Origin of the sequence: Nissabacter sp. SGAir0207 (assembly GCF_005491205.1) — a bacterium.
Classification (GTDB): Bacteria; Pseudomonadota; Gammaproteobacteria; order Enterobacterales; family Enterobacteriaceae; genus Chimaeribacter.
The window spans coordinates 811,062-829,254 of sequence record NZ_CP028035.1; the positions used below are offsets into that span (position 1 = coordinate 811,062).

Sequence of the window (18,193 nt, forward strand, 5' to 3'; positions counted from 1 at the left end):
CGAAGGTGTTTTCAGAGACGCGATATTCAGCTTGGTTCAGATATCTGATGGCCCGTTGGGCGGTCAGAGCACAGAATTTGCCTGGCGGCACGAGCGCGGTGGTCCCACCTGACCCCATGCCGAACTCAGAAGTGAAACGCCGTAGCGCCGATGGTAGTGTGGGGTCTCCCCATGCGAGAGTAGGGAACTGCCAGGCATCCAATTTAGCGTCTGTCGACAGACAGACCAGTGACACCGGTTAACAGAATGACCTCTCTGTTAACGTAAAAGAATCGGTGGTGCGGTAGTTCAGTCGGTTAGAATACCGGCCTGTCACGCCGGGGGTCGCGGGTTCGAGTCCCGTCCGCACCGCCACTTATTGCATAGGCCCTGAGCATTAGCTCAGGGCTTTTTGCATTGTATTTCGCCACACTGCTTTTCTGATTATCACCTCTTTGAGCCTCACGTCGCTGCTCTTATTGCGTCAGTTCCTCCTCTTTTACTCTTAAGCAACCTGTCAGTTGGGTAACGCCGCAAGATAGATAGCCGGTTTACCCTCAAAATCTGAGCTAAACAGGATCTGTTTATCATCTGGCGTGAATGAAGGGTGGGGGTGCGTGACCTGACGATCGCCATCCAACACTCGCCATGAACTATTGTGAGCTGCAATACGTTTATGCGTCTTACTGTGTACATCAAACAGATAGAGCCAGGGATCGTTATCAATGCTGTAACCCTTAGCATCTTGCACATCCACAGGTGTGCCCACACCATCTCCTACTAATAGCGTTCCTGTCTCGTTACTCATCAGGTGTGAACATGCCGGCATAGTCATCACTATTTCGTTAGTATTCGTGTCAGGATCAAAGCGCCAAATCTGACGATCCGGTTGGTTCTTCAAGTAGGAGACATAGATCAGTGCCGATCCATCAGGTACCCAGAACTCATGGGTACAACTCTCCCCTTCAGCATGTTCTTTGACTTTGCGTACATGAGAGCCATCTTCATTTACCAGCCACATACGGGCGTCGACCATATCGTGTGGGCCTTCATGGCAGAACGCCACTGTCTCATTATGGTAAGGACGATAGATAGGGTGGCCCAGCCAGGCGTTGGCTTCGTGGATGACATGTGACTTGCCGCTGTTCAGATCAATTCGCAGCAGCCGGCAGTGTGGCTGACGAGTGAAGAAGGTTTGGAAGACTTTCCAGTCTGTCAGCGGTACCCAATCCTTACGATCAATCTCAATCCCTACCAGGCTGGTACACTCGCTATTGGCAACCCACGTACCGTAGCCTACCCACTCTTCAGGTACTTCGTAGATGGTCTCTTCATGTTGAGTCGATAGGTCTACCCGCTGCAAACGGCGTTCATGTTTGACGTAATAGAGATAGCGATCGTCATGAGAAAGAAACCCGCCGAAGGTATTGTCGCCGCTGCCCTCAGTAAGTTGCACGGCTTTTCGCTTGGCCAGATCCAGCAGGTAATAGTTGCGATTTCCTTCAAACTCACCGGCAAACAGCAGCTTGTCACCCGCTCGGGTAAAACACTTTTGATAAAAGTAATTGCGGTGACACAGAACATCGGGTGGGGTCAGTCGAATGACCTCAACGCCTGTACCAGCATCTTGATAGGTATGATAATCCAGTGCAATAACAGAACCTTTAGCCACGTCACGTCTCCTCAGATAACAGGGTAGGGCGATTTCATACAGCCTCTATTTTTGAAACATCATTTCAATATTGTGATGAATCATACTCAGTTATCTTAAGTGAGGAGGATTTTCGCCCTTACTCTGTTAGCAGGATCACAATTTATTCTCACCTTATTAGTCTGCCGATCTCTACTAGCCAGATTGTGGCATTCGACTGGGGGAGGAGGGTGGGGGATACCGATCGCACCGTTAGCGCCCGGTGGTGGCAAAACAGGTTTTTCCTGTGCTGACTCTATGCGTATACTCAGACCTATACGGCTGGGTATTAAAGCCAGCCAGCCCCATTATGTAAGGGAGAAAGTTTCAGCGTGCGGAAGAAAACATATGCAATGAGGTATGTTGCCGGACAACCAGTTGAACGCATCTTTCCTGGTGCGGTAGCGCAATTGGGGCAGGCCTTGCCGCCTGGCGAGGCGTTGCCAAACTCACAGATTCTGCGCGTGATGGTGTGGAATATCTTCAAGCAGCAGCGGGCCGAGTGGCTCTCGGTGCTGAAAAACTTTGGGAAGGAGGCGCAGCTTGTGCTCTTGCAGGAGGCTCAAACGACGCCTGAGCTGATTAAGTTCGCCACCTCACACTATTTGGCAGCCGATCAGGTACCCGCTATTTCCTTGCCACAGCACCCCTCGGGTGTGATGACGCTGGCTGCGGCTCATCCGGTCTACTGCTGCCCTTTGCGCGAACGGGAACCATTGCTACGTTTGGCTAAGTCGGCCTTGATTACCGTCTATCCCCTGCTAAATGGCCAATTGCTGATGATAGTGAATATCCATGCCGTCAATTTCAGCATTGGTGTGGATGTCTACAGCAAGCAGCTGGGGCCGATTGGTGAGCAGCTAGCTTCCCATCGCGGCCCGGTTATTATGGCCGGGGATTTCAACGCCTGGAGCCGGCAGCGTATGAATGCGCTATTCAATTTTGCCCGTGATGCCGGGCTGGCGGAAGTCAGCTTTACGGATGACCATCGTCGGCGCGCATTTGGCAAGCCACTGGATTTTGTATTCTATCGCGGCCTGGACGTCAAAACGGCCTCTGTGCTGGTGACGCGAGCGTCGGATCACAACCCCTTGCTGGTTGAATTTGTTCCGCAAGAGGGTGGGGAAGAGGGATAAGAGACATAAAAAAAGCATCCCGAAGGATGCTTTTTTAAGAACTCAGTGGATATCTGACTTAAGTATCTGGCGTCATTTTGTTGTTCACAAACAACGTCAGCTTGTCACCCGGCTGCAGGTTATTGGAGATAGTATTCCAGCGCATAACATCGCTGATATTCACCCCATGACGTCGAGCGATACTCGCCAACGAATCCCCTTTGCGCACCTGATAGGTGATGCTGCCAGCTGACACCGTGCTGTTGTCAGCAGTCTGCAAGCTTTGGCCCACCTTGACCACGTTAGAGCGGCCCAGTTTGTTCCAACGCTGCAAATCACGCGTTGTCACGTTTAGTCGCGCAGCAATCGCAGACAGGGTGTCACCCGGACGCACTTTATAAGTGGAACCGGAAACCGTGCTGTTCTTGGCCAGTTTGGTCTCGACGGCGGCAATGTCACTCTCCGCCAGCGAATCCTTCAACTGATCAGCATGGGCTTTCGGTACCAAAATATAGTGCGGGCCGTTTGGCGCCGTCACACCTTGCTTATAGCCGGTGTTAAAGGATTTCAGCTTAGTGAGTGACATGCCAGCCATCTCGGCTGCCTGTGTCAGCTGCATCTGCTGACCTACCTCTACGCGGGCGAGGGCACGGCTCTCGTTCGCTTTCGGCAGGCGGATCCCATATTGTTTGCTATGCTTAAGAATATCACTAAGCGCTAACATCTTCGGAACATAGATGGACGTCTCATGGGGGAGCGCCAATGCCCAGAAGTTTGTTGGCCGACCTTTCGCTTTATTCGCTTTAATGGCTTGCATAACGCGGCCTTCGCCGCTGTTGTATGCTGCGACGGTCAGCAACCAGTCGCCATCAAACATGCGGTTAAGACGCTGCATCATGTCAAGCGCAGCCGTTGTCGAGGCCACCACATCGCGGCGACCGTCGTACCACTGGTTCTGTTTCAAACCATATGTGCGACCCGTGCTCGGTACAATCTGCCATAGCCCTGCGGCATTGGCGGAAGACGTAGCCCTGGGGTCAAAAGCGCTCTCCACTATGGGTAGCAGTACCAGTTCCATCGGCATCTTACGTTGCTTAATCTGCTCGACAATCCAGTACATGTACGGCTCTGCCCGTAATGTTACATCGTGGAGATAGCTCTTCTGTTTTAAATAACGCTTTTTTTGATCGCGGATCCGGGTGTTATCCGGAATTTCCATCTTCAGCTCGTCGCTAATGAAGTTCCACAAGTCCTCTTGCTGCGCAATGTCATTGTCACTGCCCAACCATCGTGCCGTGGTCTCTCGACCGGCTCCTGTGTACTCTCCTGCTTCACCTTGACCAGCTGAAGACAAACTCTGTGCGTGCTGTTCTGGTGGCATCGCGTCCTGCCTGGACGCCTGGCAACCCACTAGCAACACGGAGGCGAGTAGTATCGCTTTAGCCTTCATGTGTGTGTCAATAGTCGCTTAAAAGACGTCCGATAATACTTTGCTTCCCCAAACAACACAAGAAAAAGGTTCAATAACTGTCTTTCCGCTCGCGTAAACGGGCGAAAACTTGCCAAGGCTCACTAACTGGTAGGATAAATCCTAATTTCTTTTGTAAATCAGTATCATGGCAACGTAAAAATAGGTTAATTTTGTGCTCTAAATTGAGGGTTGTAGGTACTGTTGGTAGCCCTTTTTTACGTGTTTCTTGCACTTGTTGACGGTATGTTTCTATATCGCGATCAGTGGGTAAAATATGATGCGCAAAGTTAAGATTACTGAGGGTGTACTCGTGCGCGCAGCATACTAATGTATCTTCTGGTAAAACGGTTAACTGTTGAAACGACTGGTACATTTGCTGTGCGGTGCCTTCGAAAAGTCGTCCGCAACCGCCTGAAAACATCGTGTCACCACAAAACAGATAAGGCGCGCTGTAGTACGCAATGTGGCCTAAAGTGTGCCCCGGCACCTCGAAAATCTGGTAGGTTTGCTGCCCTACCGTGATCTCATCACCCTGTTTCAGAGTATTCTGAGTAAACTTGCTGGCGGTTTCCTGCGGGCCATAAAGAGTAACCTGCGGATAGCAATCAATAATCTCAGCGACGCCGCCCACATGGTCATGATGGTGGTGCGTCAACAAAATGGCAGTGGGTGTCAGGTTCCGCTGGCGCAGCTCGGCCAGCACCGGTGCCGCCTCGCCGGGATCGACAATAATGACCGTACCCTGCTGGTCATCAAGCAACCAAATGTAGTTATCCTGTAGAGCGGGAATGCTGATAAGATTCATAGAACACCTCGTTGGCAAACGCTTGAAAGAAGATAATAAAACATGCAAACCCTGCCGCCGTCCAACACTCTGTACCTGCCGCGCTCCTGGGAAGAGATTCCCCGAGGCGAGGCATTTCGCGCCGCGCTGGAGCAGCAGCTGCAGCCGTGGTGGCCAAAAATGTATGGTTATCATCTGCTAAAGCTTGGCAACCTGAGCGCTGGCATCGACAGTGAAAAGTGCCCGATCTCTCATCAGGTCAACGTAGGGCTGTGCGGCGAGGGACTACAGGTGCTGGCCGACCCCGTCCAGCTGCCGTTTGCCGAAAAGTCCGTTGATGCCTGTTTGATCGCCCATACACTGGCCTATGCGCGCGATCCGCACCGTATTCTGCGCGAGGTGGATCGGGTGTTGATTGATGACGGCTGGCTGGTGATGACCAACTTTAACTTGTTCAGTTTACTGGGTGTGGGAAAGCTACTGCCGTGGGTACGCCATCGGCAACCGATGGCGGCGCAGATGTTTACCCAGATGCGGCTGCTCGACTGGCTTGGCTTGCTGAATTACGAAGTGATGTATCATTCACGGGTACATGTGTTGCCGTGGGGTCGGCAGGGCGGAAAGATGCTGAGCGCCCACCTGCCGGCGTTGGGGTGTGTGGGGGTGATGGTGGCCCGCAAACGGACTTTGCCATTGACGCCTACGGCCAAGCGCGTTGGCCTGCGCAAGCCCAGCCTGAGCCGGGCCGTGGGTGCCGTAAAGAGTTATCGCGACCTGCCTTAGGCTGGCTGGTAGCCGATATCCTCAAAGCTGGGCGCATTGGCGGCGGCGCGTGCCAGCTCATCGCAACGCTCATTCTCCGGGTGACCGGCATGTCCTTTGACCCACTCCCAGGTAATCTGGTGGTGAGAGATGGCGGTATCGAGCCGCTGCCAGAGATCGACGTTCTTCACCGGCTTTTTGTCCGCGGTTTTCCAGCCACGCTTCTTCCAGTTATGGATCCAGCCAGTGATCCCCTGACGCACATATTGGCTGTCGGTGCTGAGCACCACATCACAGGGGGAGGTGAGTGCCTCCAGCGAGACGATGGCGGCCATCAGCTCCATCCGGTTGTTGGTCGTGAGCCGGTAACCGGCGCTGAAACACTTTTCATGCTGCTTGTAGCGCAAAATCGCGCCATAGCCACCGGGACCGGGATTGCCAAGGCAAGAACCGTCGGTGAAAATTTCTACCTGTTTACGCATCTCTGGTAGACTCTTCCTTCAATGTAAAAGCCAAGTCTGACACAAAACCAACCCTATGAGCACTGCAATTACACGACAGATTGTTATGGATACGGAAACCACCGGCATGAACAAGCTGGGGGTGCATTACGAAGGACACCGTATTATTGAGATCGGTGCGGTTGAAGTGATCAACCGCCGCCTGACCGGACGCAATTTCCATGTCTACCTGAAGCCAGACCGACTGGTCGACCCGGAGGCTTATGGCGTTCACGGCATCAGCGATGAGTTTCTGGCGGACAAACCGACCTTTGCGGACGTCGCTGACGAGTTCCTCGACTTTATCCGCGGCGGCGAGCTGGTGATCCATAACGCCTCGTTCGATATCGGCTTTATGGACTACGAGTTCGGCATGTTGAAGCGTGGCCTGCCGAAAACCGACACCTTCTGCACCATCACCGACAGTTTGTTGATGGCGCGCAAGCTGTTCCCCGGCAAACGCAACAACCTGGATGCGCTCTGCGATCGCTACCAGATTGACAACACCAAGCGTACGCTGCACGGCGCGCTGCTTGACTCCGAAATCCTGGCGGAAGTCTATCTGGCGATGACCGGCGGCCAGACCTCGCTCTCATTTTCGATGGAGGGGGAGAATCAGGCGCAGAACACCGAGCAGGGTATCCAACGCATTGCGCGCCCGAGCAGTGGGCTGACCGTGGTTTACGCCAGTGATGAAGAGGTTGTCGCCCATGAATCGCGGCTCGATCTGGTGATGAAGAAGGGCGGAAGCTGCCTGTGGCGCGGTTGAATTTTCCGCGTCTTGCAGCATTAATCGGCGGATTGTGGAAAAAGCGTGCAAACGAATCTTTTTAAAAGAAAAAGCATTGACGGATGCACGGGCTGACCGTAATATTCGCCTCGTTCTCAACCGGAACAACAGCGCGGTGCGGTAGTTCAGTCGGTTAGAATACCGGCCTGTCACGCCGGGGGTCGCGGGTTCGAGTCCCGTCCGCACCGCCAACTATTCAGAAGCCCTGAGTTAGCAATAACTCAGGGTTTCGTCGTTTTAGCGCGTCTCTTCCCCCATCCCCGCCTGTAGGTAAGCTGGCGCAGCGGCCGTTGCGGTTTCGCGGCGTGTAATCAGCCGATAAGCCCCGCCACCTAAAATTACCCCAATAAACCAGCTAAAGTTCGCCACCGCGTGCAGCCCCGGTGTGAAGCTAATTACCAACCCAATCGCCACCGCTGGCAGCAGCGCGGCAATCGCCTTCGGGTTAAAGCCATTACGATACCAGTAGCGCCCGGCGGGCGTGGCGTTGAACAGGTCATCCGTGTGCACCTTGCCACGTTTTACCAGATAGAAATCCGCCACCAGGATGCCAAACAGCGGCCCGATAAAGGCACCCAGCACATCCAGCGTATAGTGGATCAACTCCGGCGACTGGAAGAGGTTCCACGGCGTCAGCAGCACCGAGCCAACGGCGGCGATCATCCCGCCGGTACGGAAACTGATCTTCTGCGGCGCGCAGTTGGAGAAATCAAACGCCGGTGAGACAAAATTCGCCACGATGTTGATGCCGATGGTGGCGGTAATCATGGTCAGCAGGCCAATGGCCACCGCCAGGCTGTTGCCGACGCGGCTGACCGTCTCAATCGGGTCGGTGATCATCTGGCCAAACAGGCTCTGCGTCCCCGACACAATCACCACCGTCACCACCGAAAAGAGCAGGAAGTTGAAAGGCAGCCCCCAGCGGTTGCCGCGGCGGATCTCCTGCATGTTTTTGCCATAGCGCGAGAAGTCGCCAAAGTTCAGCAGCGGGCCGGAGAAGTAGGAGACTACCAGCGCGGTGGCGGTGATCATTTCCCAGGTCTGCTGGCCGGGTGTCAGCACCTTACTGGAGAGGGTAAAGGAGAGGTTATCCAGCCCGGTCTGGTAGAGGATCCAGCCGGCCAGCGCCAGCATCACCACATAGACCGCCGGGCCTGCGACGTCGATAAAGCGCTTGATGGCGTTCATGCCGTGCCAAAACACCATCGCCTGCAACAACCACATGATGCCAAAGCAGATCCAGCCCAACGTCGACAGCCCCAGCCACTGGCTGTGGGTCAACGGCACCAGCGAGGGATAGAACTTCAGCAGCACCAGCATCAGCGCGTTGGCCGCCAGATAGGTCTGGATACCGTACCACGCGAAGGCGATCAGCCCACGGATCACCGCTGGGATGTTGGCGCCGAACACGCCAAATGCCTGACGTGAAATCACCGCATAGGGCACGCCAGCCATCTGGCTCGGCTTCGCCACCAGATTGGCGCAGAGTTGCACGATGCAGATGCCCACCAGCAGGCAGATCAGCACCTGCCAGCTCGCCAGCCCCAGCGTGAAGAAGCTGGCGGCCACCACATAGCCCCCCATGCTGTGTACATCAGACATCCAGAACGAAAAGATGTTGTACCAACTCCAGCTCTGGTTTTTGGTCGGAGCCAGATCCTCGTTGCACAGCTTCGGGCTGTAAAAGGGCTTGATGCTGGCGGCATTGGGCCGGGTATCACTCCCGGCGGCATGGGTTTCCAGATTTGGCATAAAACGTGCTCCTCTACAGGACAGGCCACTTTTGTGGGTGTCAGGCGCGAACGCCCGAATACAAAAACAGTGGCAGCAACGGTGCAGGATCCAGGCCAGATTTTTAAAGCTAAGTAAAAAAGGTGTTCTTTTTGTATACAGAATGGAAATGCTGTGTATACGATTTGAGCAATAAACGGTATACGGAGTGACGCGATGACAAGCTGGGACGGGCTGAATTCAGCCTACTTCACATTGGATAAGGACGATCACATCTTCAACGCGCTGGTGACATCAATTGTCGAGCACCAGCTACTGCCGGGCAGCAAATTGCCCGAGGAGGCGCTGGCCGAGGTGTTTGGCGTCAGCCGCACCGGCATCCGCCGGGTATTGCAGCGCCTTGCCGCAGTGCAATTGATCACCCTGACGCCCAAGCGTGGTGCGCAGGTCGCCACGCCAGACATCGACACCTCGCGCGATCTGTTCGCCACCCGGCGAATGCTGGAGTGCGCCAACCTGCCAGCGGTGGTGGCCCACTGCCAGCCGCCGCATCTGGCGGCGATGCGCAATATCGTCAGTGAGGAGCAGCAGGCGCATGAGGCGCACGACGGCGCGGCGGCAATCCGGCTCTCGGCGGCCTTCCATGTGCAGTTGCAGGCCATCTCCGGCAACGCGGTACTGACCGAGCTGGTCTCCCAGCTCACGCTGCGATCGTCGCTGGTGGTGGCGGCATGGGGCGCGCCCTGGCAGCAGGGCTGCCGCTGCCTTGACCACGATGCCCTGCTGGCGCTGCTGAAAAAGCGCGATGTTGACGCGCTGGTGGCCCAGATGCACCGCCACTTTGACGCCATTGTCGGCAGCCTGCGCTTTGAGCCAGCAGGCGATACCCTGCCGGACTTCGCGCGCATCTTCGCGCCGTTCCAGGCGACCCTACCGAGTAAGGAGTAAACCATGCCTCCCCGTCCATTAGTGATTCAGGTGATCAATCCCAACACCAGCGAGGCGATGACCGCCACCATCGCCGCCGCCGCCCGCGTGGTGGCCGCGCCGGGCAATGAGATTCTGGCAGTCTGCCCGCAGGAGGGCGCGCCCTCGATTGAGGGCCATTTTGATGAGGCCGTGGCCGCACTGGGGGTGCTGGAGCAGGTGCGGCTGGGGCGTGAGGCGGGGGTGGATGGGCACATCATCGCCTGCTTTGGCGATCCCGGCCTGCTGGCGGCGCGGGAGTTGGCGCGCGCGCCGGTGATTGGCATTGCCGAGGCGGCAATGCACTTCGCCACGCTGGTGGCCACGCGCTTCTCCATCGTCACCACCCTGCCGCGCACTCTGGTGATTGCCCGCCATTTGCTGCATCAGTATGGCTTCGAGCGCCACTGCGCCGAGCTGCACGCCATCGACCTGCCGGTGCTGGCGCTGGAGGATGGCAGCGGTGTGGCGCAGGAGAAGGTGCGCGCGCAGTGCATTCAGGCGATCGAGCGCGATGGCAGCGGGGCGGTGGTGCTGGGGTGCGGCGGCATGGCGGATCTGGCGCGCCAGCTTACCCATGAGCTGGGGGTGCCGGTGATCGACGGCGTCAGTGCCGCGGTCAAGATGATTGAGGCGCTGGCGGCGCTGGGGTTGCGCACCAGCAAGCAGGGCGATCTGGCCTATCCGCTGGCAAAGCCGCTCTCCGGGCGCTTTGCCGGTTTGAATGAACGGTAAGTTTTTCCATCACAAGGAGTGGTTATGCACGACAACCGACGAGAGAGCCAGCCCGACTATGCCTTTACTGAACACTACCCGCGTGACCTGATGGGTTACGCCGGTAAGCCGCCCCACGCCAATTGGCCGGGCGGGGCGCGCATCGCGGTGCAATTTGTCCTGAACTACGAGGAGGGCGGAGAGAACCACGTCCTGCACGGCGATGCCGGTTCGGAGCAGTTCCTGTCAGACATCATTGGCGCGGCCAGCTACCCTGAGCGCCATATGTCGATGGACTCCCTTTATGAATATGGTTCGCGCGCGGGTTTCTGGCGCATCCATCAGGAGTTTGTGCGCCGTGGCCTGCCACTGACGGTGTTTGGCGTGGCGATGGCACTGGCGCGCAACCCGGCGGTGGTTGAGGCGATCAAGGCAGCGGAGTATGACGTGGTGAGCCACGGCTGGCGCTGGATCCACTACCAGCAGATGGAGGAGGCGCGCGAGCGCGAGCACCTGACGCAGGCGGTGGCAATCCTGAAGGATCTGTTTGGCCGCGCGCCGCTCGGCTGGTACACCGGCCGCGACAGCCCAAACACCCGTCGGCTGGTGGTGGAGCACGGCGGCTTCCAGTATGACAGCGACTACTACGGCGACGATCTGCCGTTCTGGAGCGAGGTCACGCTCAGTGATGGCCGCCGCGCGCCGCACCTGATCATCCCCTACACCCTGGAGGCGAATGACATGCGCTTCGCCTCACCGCAGGGCTACAACACCGGCGAACAGTTCTTCACCTACCTGAAAGACAGCTTCGACGTGCTCTATGCCGAGGGCGAAACCTCGCCGAAAATGCTCTCCATCGGTATGCACTGCCGGTTGCTGGGGCGGCCGGGGCGGTTCCGCGCGCTGCAACGCTTCCTCGACTATATCCAGCAGCATGAGCGCGTCTGGATCTGCCGTCGGCAGGATATCGCCGACCACTGGCGCGCCGAGCACCCCTACCAGCCTTGACCCGTGGCGCTGGCCCGAGGGCTGGCGTCAGGATCAGAAATCCCAGTCCTCATCCTCGGTGTTGACCGCCTTGCCAATCACATAGGAGGAGCCAGACCCGGAGAAGAAGTCGTGGTTCTCGTCGGCATTGGGCGACAGCGCCGACAGGATCGCCGGGTTGACCTCCGCCATCGCCGCCGGGAACAGCGCCTCATAGCCGAGGTTCATCAGCGCTTTGTTGGCGTTGTAGTGCAGGAATTTCTTCACATCCTCGCTCCAGCCGACGCCGTCATACAGCTCTTCGGTGTAGCGCAGCTCATTCTCATACAGATCCTGCAACAGGTCGTAGGCCTGCGCCTTCACCTGACGGCGGCGCGCCTCATCTACCTGCTGCAAGTTCTTCTGGAACTTGTAGCCGATGTAGTAGCCATGCACCGCCTCATCCCGGATGATCAGCCGGATCAGGTCGGCGGTGTTGGTCAGTTTGGCACGGCTTGACCAGTACATCGGCAGGTAGAAACCGGAGTAGAACAGGAACGACTCCAGGAACACGCTGGCCACCTTCTTCATCAGCGGATCGTCGCCCCGGTAGTGCGAGAGTACGATCTCCGCCTTGTTTTGCAGTGTGCGGTTCTGCTCGCTCCAGCGGAAGGCGTCATCCACGTCGGCGCTGGAGCAGAGCGTGGAGAAGATGGAGCTGTAGGAGCGGGCGTGCACCGCCTCCATAAAGCTGATGTTGGCGTAGACCGCCTCCTCATGCGGAGTGATGGCGTCCTCCATCAGCGCTGGCGCGCCCACCACGTTCTGCACCGTATCCAGCAGCGTCAGGCCGGTAAACACCCGGATGGTCAGCTGCTGCTCCTGTGGCGTCAACGTCGCCCAGGAGGGAATATCATTGGAGAGCGGCACCTTCTCCGGCAGCCAGAAGTTGGCGGTCAGCCGGTTCCACACCTCCAGATCCTTGTCATCCTCAATCTGGTTCCAGTTGATCGCCTTGTGTATGCGCCGTGCTGGCGCGACTAAAACACTCATCGTTGTCCCTTAATTCGTTGCGCCGGTCAGAGCGTGCAGGAGACGCAGCCCTGCACCTCGGTGCCTTCCAGCGCCATCTGCCGCAGGCGGATGTAGTAAATGGTTTTAATGCCCCGTTTCCAGGCGTAGATCTGTGCCCGGTTGATGTCGCGGGTGGTGGCGGTATCGCGGAAGAACAGCGTCAGCGACAGCCCCTGATCCACGTGCTGCGTCGCCTCGGCATAGGTGTCGATGATCTTCTCCGGCCCAATCTCATAGGCATCCTGGTAGTACTCCAGGTTGTCATTGGTCATAAAGGGCGCCGGGTAGTAGACGCGGCCAATCTTGCCCTCTTTGCGGATCTCAATACGCGACACAATCGGATGGATGCTGGAGGTGGCATTGTTGATATAGGAGATGGAGCCAGTCGGCGGCACTGCCTGCAAATTCTGGTTGTATAGCCCGTGCGCCATTACTGACGCTTTCAGCGCCGCCCACTCGGCGACCTGCGGGATGTGGATACCGGCCTGCTCAAACAGCGCCTTCACACGCGCGGTTTTCGGCTGCCAGCGCGGCTCCAGGTACTTGTCGAAGTAGGCGCCGCTGGCATAGGCGGAGTGCGCGAAGCCGCCAAACTGCGTCTGCCGCTCAATCGCCAACTGGTTGGAGGCGCGCAGGGCGTGGTACGCCACGGTATAGAAGTAGAGGTTGGTGAAGTCCAACGCCTCTTCCGAGCCGTAATAAATGCGCTCGCGCGCCAAATAGCCGTGCAGGTTCATCTGCCCAAGCCCGATGGCGTGGGAGCTGTGGTTTCCCTGCTCAATCGAGGGCACCGAGCGGATGTGGCTCATGTCAGAGACCGCGGTCAGCGCGCGGATCGCCGTCTCCACCGTCTGGCCGAAGTCCGGCGCGTCCATCACGTGGGCGATGTTCAGCGAGCCGAGGTTGCAGGAGATATCCTTGCCGATGTGCTGGTAAGAGAGATCCTCGCCATACTCGGTGGCGCTGTTGACCTGCAAAATCTCCGAGCAGAGGTTGCTCATGTTGATGCGGCCAGCGATCGGGTTAGCACGGTTCACCGTATCCTCAAACATCATGTAGGGATAGCCGGACTCAAACTGGATCTCCGCCAGGATCTTGAAGAACTCACGGGCGTTGATCTTCTTCTTGCGGATGCGCTTGTCCGCCACCATCTCACGGTACTTTTCGCTGACCGACAGCTCCGACAGCGGCACGCCATACACCTGCTGCACGTCATACGGCGAGAAGAGGTACATCTCCTCATTGTTCTTCGCCAGCTCAAAGGTGATGTCCGGGATCACCACGCCCAGCGACAGCGTTTTGATGCGGATCTTCTCGTCGGCGTTCTCGCGCTTGGTATCCAGAAAACGCAGGATGTCCGGGTGGTGCGCATGCAGGTAGACCGCGCCGGCCCCCTGACGCGCGCCAAGCTGGTTGGCGTAGGAGAAGGCATCCTCCAGCATCTTCATGATCGGGATGACGCCCGAGGATTGGTTCTCGATGCGCTTGATCGGCGCGCCAGCCTCACGGATGTTGGTCAGCATAAAGGCCACACCGCCGCCGCGCTTGGAGAGCTGCAACGCCGAGTTGACCGAACGGCCAATGGACTCCATGTTGTCCTCAATGCGCAGCAGGAAGCAGGAGACCAGTTCGCCGCGCTGCTTCTTGCCGCAGTTGAGGAAGGTGGGAGTGGCTGGCTGGAAGCGGCCACTGATGATCTCATCCACCATCTTCTGCGCCAGCGCGGTGTCACCCTGTGCCAACGTCAGCGCCACCATGCAGACGCGATCCTCATACCGCTCCAGATAGCGCTTGCCGTCGAAAGTCTTCAGCGTGTAGCTGGTGTAGTACTTGAACGCGCCCAAAAAGGTCTGGAAACGGAACTTATGGGCGTAGGCCTGGCGGAACAGCTGTTTGATAAAGGCCGGCGTATAGCGCGCCAGCACCTCCTGCTCGTAGTACCCCTCCGCCACCAGATAGCGCAACTTCTCCTCCAGGTTATGGAAGAAGACGGTGTTCTGGTTAACGTGCTGGAGGAAGTAGTGACGGGCGGCGAGCCGGTCTTTATCAAACTGGATCTGTCCCTGCTCATCGAACAGGTTCAGCATCGCGTTCAGCGCGTGGTAGTCCGGGCGCTCAAGCGCCGGCTCAGTCAGAGCGAGTTCTGTCGCTGCCAAAATGTGGTCACTCCGTTAATGACGTTATCGACATCGCCCGGCGTACCGAGCAACTCAAAGCGGTAGAGAAGGGGCACCTGGCACTTCTGCGCCACGATCCGGCCAGCAATGCCATAGGCCTCCCCGAAATTGGTGTTGCCAGCGGCGATCACCCCGCGGATCAGCGCGCGGTTCTCCGGCTGGTTCAAAAAGCGGATCACCTGTGGCGGCACCGCGCCCGCCATCCCGCCGCCGCCATAGCTCGGCACCACCAGAATATAGGGCTCATACACGCGCAGCGGCTCCCGCTGGCGCGCCAGCGGAATGCGGATGGCCGGCAGCCCGAGTTTGCCGATAAAACGGTGGGTATTCTCGGAGCTGCTGGAGAAGTAGACCAGCGGGTGCATCCGCTACCCCTGATGCGTGGCGCTCAGGGTGCTGAGCAGGTCAGGGCGGAAGCCCGACCAGTGGGCATCGCCAGCGACAATCACCGGCACCTGCTGATAACCGAGGGATTTGACATGATGCAGGGCAGCCTCATCGGTGGTCAGATCCACCACCTGATAGGCGATGCCCTGGCGATCGAGCGTGCGGTAGGTAGCGTTGCACTGAACACAATCCGGTTTACTGTAAATAATAATGCTCATGATTCGCATTTCCCTTTATGATAGGTCGTCAGGGCATTGCTCTGCAGTTCCCCCGGTAGTATTCCAGAGGCCCACTGAGCGCCATATTCAATATGTTAAGGCACAAAACGGACGGGCCGCCTGCGCTGTGGCTCTGCTAAAAATACTAGATATTGATCCGAAATATTGCAACCACACAATATATAGTGTTTGGGTGAAAAATATTCACGTGCGAATGCCAGCCCGCAGCAGCCGGGGCGTCAAGAGTTAAAAAATTTTTTTGATGATAGATGTGATAGGAAAAGCCAGGGTTTGCGAGGGGGCCGGGGGGGAAAGCCCCGGCATAAGAGACGCGAGAGTTATTATCAGCGAGAGAACAGAGGGTTAGCGGCGGGCAAGCAGGATACCGACCACGACACCCACGGCGGCACCCAACCCAACCCCTTTCCACGGGTTATCTTTAAGGGCGCTTTTTGCCTTGCCGGCCAGTTCGCGTGCAGGCGGTACCTCATGCAGACGCGCCCGGCTATTGCGCAGTACATCCTCTGCCCGGCTGCGGATCGCCTCCGCTGTCTCATGACCGCGGTTACGTGAGGATTGCAGCACCCCATCCAATGTATCCGCCAGCAGCGAGACATCCTGATCGAGGTTACGCTCAATTTTTTCTGATCTTTTAAACATTTGCTTCTCCCTTTCGCATGGTTTGCTTTAAAGCATAGACCAAATCACGCGCAGGGGCGGGGCCGCCAACGGGGCAATCTTCCAAAGATTAGCGTGGTTAATTGATGCCCGCCAAGGCGCGCGCAAGTCACCGGTAACGCAACCCGTCCCGTAGGGTTATGCTGACCAAGAGGGGATATTGGCGGCGGGAAAGGGGGAGAGTAAGCAGCCTGTTTAGAATAAGAGTTATTTGCAAAACATTTCTATTGTGATGCCGCATAGGGCAGGTCATTTATTTTTATTGATGCGCTGATGCATAGAAGACAATAAACCTGTAACAGGCGGCGGATTGATAACGGATGGAAAGTAATGACACTGCCCGATATCACCGGATAGTTTTCCTCCCTTGTTGTGCATTTACCGGGATCAGATCGTATTGTCATATCACTTTCCGTTGCACGGAGCCGGCCTTTATAACCGTTATGCACCGCGTTCGTTTAATAGCTGACGCCGCCTGCCTCCTTCTGATACTATTCCGCGCCTGCCGCTTGAGGGCGGCATTTTAGTTCCGGCAACATCCTATTTAATTGTTTGATCTGTAAGTTATTAATCAAAAAAGGCCCGTGTTCCTCACGCTGGTCAGATGTGTAACATCCTGACTTTATTGATTTTTGGCGTTGCGGAGAAGAGTAAAAGACACTTTGGCAATGACGCAAAGCGTCAGCACGAAAGGTATTACACAATGAAAACAATCACTGTCGCAACAAAAGAGCTGGAAGGGATCTCCCTTGATTGGGCCGTGGCCATTGCGACGAAACAGGCAGTCTGGTGTGAGCAGGGAATGATATTTCAGCATGGTGATGGGTTCCCCGAGTATTACCAACCCTCCGCTAACTGGAATCAAGCTGGAAAGTTAATTGAGCAATACAATGTCTGGCTATCCAGTCAGGATAAAGAGAGTGGCAATCGGGTAAACATTGCCAGCTGCTCGCCCCATGTTGACGCGGCAATACAGCAGGGGCAGACCGCGCTGATTGCGGCTTGCCGGGCGATTGTAATGATGGCACTGGGGGCATGCGTAGAGATACCTGACCTGATTAAGGGGCGGTACGCCAGCGATAAATAGCGATATGCCTTTGCCAACGGATGGCCGTAGTTGCGGAAAACATCCGGGCGCTGATTGGCGGGCCTGACTACCTGTCGTCAATAGGTAAGAATTATTGCTTGGACGCCAAGCAGGTTAGTCAATACGGGGACGCCGGAACGGGCTTCCCCAGAGGCGAAACGGCCTTAGGCACACCTTCTCTCATCCTTCATCCCATGCTTCCCTTTTCCTGCGCAGTTGTACATTTCGTTACGTAGCGACACCAATCACTCACGGAGTGCGGTGAAGAATCTGCGTAGACTGCATTTCACCGGCCCACCCCCGGGCTGATCCCAAACACGCTGAGGAATGTTATGAAAAAGATCGTCGCCATGATTGTTGCCGCTACCCTGGGTATGTCCTCTGTAGCGTTTGCTGCGGAAACGGCAACCACCGCTCCGGCCACCGCTGCACCGGCCACCACCACTGCACCGGCTGCGACCGCCCCGGCCGCGAAGACCGTGCACCACAAAGCGCATAAAAAACACGTTGCCCAGAAAGCTCAGGCTGCGAAAAAACACAAAAAATCCACCAAGAAAGCGGTAGAGCAGAAAGCCCAGGCTGCCAAAAAGCACCACAAAAAAGCCACTACCAAGCCGGCTGAGCAGAAAGCCCAGGCTGCTAAAAAGCACCACAAAAAAGCCACTACCAAGCCAGCTGAGCAGAAAGCCCAGGCTGCTAAAAAGCACCACAAAAAAGCGGCCCACAAACCTGTTGCCCAGAAAGCCCAGGCCGCTAAAAAGCACCACAAAAAAGTGACCCACAAGAAAGCTGCAGCACAGCCTGCCGCATAAGGAACAGGCGTGACGGCAGACACCCTCTGACCGCCAAACCCGTTGATAACGCCCGTCTTGTACGGGCGTTTTTTTAGCATCAGGACGGTGGCAACCATGCTGAAACGCTATTGGTTTGAACTCTTTCTGGCTGGGCTGACCCTGTGTGGGCTGGCGGCAGCCTGGGCACTGTTTATCACTGACGATCTGCTGTAACCCCCCCTCCGGCCGTTGTCTGATTGTTAAATTTTTTCACGATTTCCACATACCCTGATAGCGGCGCAGGCGCTATGCTGTTCACTTAACTCACTTT

The 18,193-nt window shown here is 56.6% G+C and carries 18 protein-coding genes, 2 tRNA genes and 1 rRNA gene; 11 read left to right on the forward strand and 10 right to left on the reverse strand.

Going from position 1 to position 18,193, the window contains the following annotated elements:
- The first annotated feature begins 80 nt into the window (after positions 1 to 80).
- Both rrf and C1N62_RS03545 read left to right on the forward strand, forming a co-directional pair.
- Positions 81 to 196 (forward strand): 5S ribosomal RNA (rrf, locus tag C1N62_RS03540).
- 81 nt (positions 197 to 277) lie between these two features.
- A tRNA-Asp gene (locus tag C1N62_RS03545) sits at positions 278 to 354 on the forward strand.
- 142 nt (positions 355 to 496) lie between these two features.
- Here C1N62_RS03545 and C1N62_RS03550 read toward each other — a convergent pair.
- Positions 497 to 1,651: an oligogalacturonate lyase family protein gene (locus C1N62_RS03550; protein WP_137762328.1), complete on the reverse strand. Its 1,155-nt coding sequence runs from the start codon at positions 1,649 to 1,651 to the stop codon at positions 497 to 499.
- Between the two features lie 350 nt (positions 1,652 to 2,001).
- On the opposite strand from C1N62_RS03550, the gene C1N62_RS03555 reads away from it, so the two are divergent.
- Positions 2,002 to 2,805: an endonuclease/exonuclease/phosphatase family protein gene (locus C1N62_RS03555; RefSeq protein WP_137762329.1), complete on the forward strand. Its 804-nt coding sequence runs from the start codon at positions 2,002 to 2,004 to the stop codon at positions 2,803 to 2,805.
- 58 nt (positions 2,806 to 2,863) lie between these two features.
- On the opposite strand, the gene mltD is transcribed toward C1N62_RS03555, so the two are convergent.
- Together mltD and gloB are read right to left on the reverse strand one after the other, a co-directional pair.
- On the reverse strand, positions 2,864 to 4,234 hold the full coding sequence (gene mltD, locus C1N62_RS03560; protein WP_137762330.1) for a murein transglycosylase D: 1,371 nt from the start codon (positions 4,232 to 4,234) through the stop codon (positions 2,864 to 2,866).
- A 70-nt stretch (positions 4,235 to 4,304) separates the two neighbouring features.
- On the reverse strand, positions 4,305 to 5,060 hold the full coding sequence (gene gloB / locus C1N62_RS03565; protein ID WP_137762331.1) for a hydroxyacylglutathione hydrolase: 756 nt from the start codon (positions 5,058 to 5,060) through the stop codon (positions 4,305 to 4,307).
- 42 nt (positions 5,061 to 5,102) lie between these two features.
- Between gloB and C1N62_RS03570 the strand changes: the two genes are divergently transcribed.
- Positions 5,103 to 5,822, forward strand: a complete 720-nt coding sequence (locus C1N62_RS03570; RefSeq protein ID WP_137762332.1) for a methyltransferase domain-containing protein — start codon at positions 5,103 to 5,105, stop codon at positions 5,820 to 5,822.
- Here C1N62_RS03570 and rnhA read toward each other — a convergent pair.
- Positions 5,819 to 6,283, reverse strand: coding sequence for a ribonuclease HI (rnhA, locus tag C1N62_RS03575; protein WP_137762333.1), 465 nt, complete (start codon positions 6,281 to 6,283; stop codon positions 5,819 to 5,821). The genes C1N62_RS03570 and rnhA overlap by 4 nt on opposite strands.
- A 55-nt stretch (positions 6,284 to 6,338) precedes the next feature.
- Here rnhA and dnaQ point away from each other — a divergent pair, with 55 nt between their 5' ends.
- Entirely contained in the window at positions 6,339 to 7,070 is a 732-nt protein-coding gene (gene dnaQ, locus C1N62_RS03580; protein WP_137762334.1) for a DNA polymerase III subunit epsilon, read from the forward strand.
- Positions 7,071 to 7,205: 135 nt separating this feature from the next.
- Positions 7,206 to 7,282, forward strand: a tRNA-Asp gene (locus C1N62_RS03585).
- Positions 7,283 to 7,328: 46 nt separating this feature from the next.
- On the opposite strand, the gene C1N62_RS03590 is transcribed toward C1N62_RS03585, so the two are convergent.
- Entirely contained in the window at positions 7,329 to 8,843 is a 1,515-nt protein-coding gene (locus C1N62_RS03590) for an NCS1 family nucleobase:cation symporter-1 (protein ID WP_137762335.1), read from the reverse strand.
- Between the two features lie 195 nt (positions 8,844 to 9,038).
- Here C1N62_RS03590 and C1N62_RS03595 point away from each other — a divergent pair, with 195 nt between their 5' ends.
- From C1N62_RS03595 to puuE, 3 genes are read left to right on the forward strand one after another with little or no spacing between them, the layout of a single operon-like run.
- Positions 9,039 to 9,770, forward strand: coding sequence for a GntR family transcriptional regulator (locus C1N62_RS03595; RefSeq protein WP_137762336.1), 732 nt, complete (start codon positions 9,039 to 9,041; stop codon positions 9,768 to 9,770).
- Between the two features lie 3 nt (positions 9,771 to 9,773).
- Positions 9,774 to 10,523 (forward strand): allantoin racemase, encoded by a 750-nt coding sequence (hpxA, locus tag C1N62_RS03600; RefSeq protein WP_137762337.1) that lies wholly within the window; start codon positions 9,774 to 9,776, stop codon positions 10,521 to 10,523.
- A gap of 24 nt (positions 10,524 to 10,547) precedes the next feature.
- Positions 10,548 to 11,510 carry an allantoinase PuuE gene (puuE, locus tag C1N62_RS03605; protein WP_137762338.1) on the forward strand — a complete coding sequence of 321 codons (963 nt, stop codon included), beginning with the start codon at positions 10,548 to 10,550 and terminating at the stop codon, positions 11,508 to 11,510.
- A gap of 33 nt (positions 11,511 to 11,543) precedes the next feature.
- Here the strand turns inward: puuE and nrdF are convergent, their stop codons facing one another.
- The 5 genes from nrdF to C1N62_RS03630 all read right to left on the reverse strand — a co-directional run bounded on the left by nrdF (position 11,544) and on the right by C1N62_RS03630 (position 15,984).
- Positions 11,544 to 12,521, reverse strand: coding sequence for a class 1b ribonucleoside-diphosphate reductase subunit beta (nrdF, locus tag C1N62_RS03610; protein ID WP_137762339.1), 978 nt, complete (start codon positions 12,519 to 12,521; stop codon positions 11,544 to 11,546).
- A gap of 26 nt (positions 12,522 to 12,547) precedes the next feature.
- Complete coding sequence (nrdE, locus tag C1N62_RS03615; RefSeq protein WP_137762340.1) at positions 12,548 to 14,698, reverse strand: class 1b ribonucleoside-diphosphate reductase subunit alpha; 2,151 nt, start codon at positions 14,696 to 14,698, stop codon at positions 12,548 to 12,550.
- Positions 14,674 to 15,084 carry a class Ib ribonucleoside-diphosphate reductase assembly flavoprotein NrdI gene (gene nrdI / locus C1N62_RS03620; protein ID WP_137762341.1) on the reverse strand — a complete coding sequence of 137 codons (411 nt, stop codon included), beginning with the start codon at positions 15,082 to 15,084 and terminating at the stop codon, positions 14,674 to 14,676. The genes nrdE and nrdI overlap by 25 nt, the downstream gene beginning before the upstream one ends.
- A 3-nt stretch (positions 15,085 to 15,087) precedes the next feature.
- On the reverse strand, positions 15,088 to 15,324 hold the full coding sequence (gene nrdH / locus C1N62_RS03625) for a glutaredoxin-like protein NrdH (RefSeq protein WP_137762342.1): 237 nt from the start codon (positions 15,322 to 15,324) through the stop codon (positions 15,088 to 15,090).
- Between the two features lie 363 nt (positions 15,325 to 15,687).
- The gene (locus C1N62_RS03630; RefSeq protein ID WP_137762343.1) at positions 15,688 to 15,984 is read right to left on the reverse strand and encodes a YqjD family protein; all 297 of its coding nucleotides are present in this window, start codon (positions 15,982 to 15,984) and stop codon (positions 15,688 to 15,690) included.
- A gap of 721 nt (positions 15,985 to 16,705) precedes the next feature.
- Here C1N62_RS03630 and C1N62_RS03635 point away from each other — a divergent pair.
- Positions 16,706 to 17,089, forward strand: coding sequence for a phage protein NinX family protein (locus C1N62_RS03635; protein ID WP_168195799.1), 384 nt, complete (start codon positions 16,706 to 16,708; stop codon positions 17,087 to 17,089).
- 332 nt (positions 17,090 to 17,421) lie between these two features.
- Positions 17,422 to 17,901 carry an acid resistance repetitive basic protein Asr gene (gene asr, locus C1N62_RS03640; RefSeq protein ID WP_137762345.1) on the forward strand — a complete coding sequence of 160 codons (480 nt, stop codon included), beginning with the start codon at positions 17,422 to 17,424 and terminating at the stop codon, positions 17,899 to 17,901.
- The last annotated feature ends 292 nt before the right edge of the window (positions 17,902 to 18,193 follow it).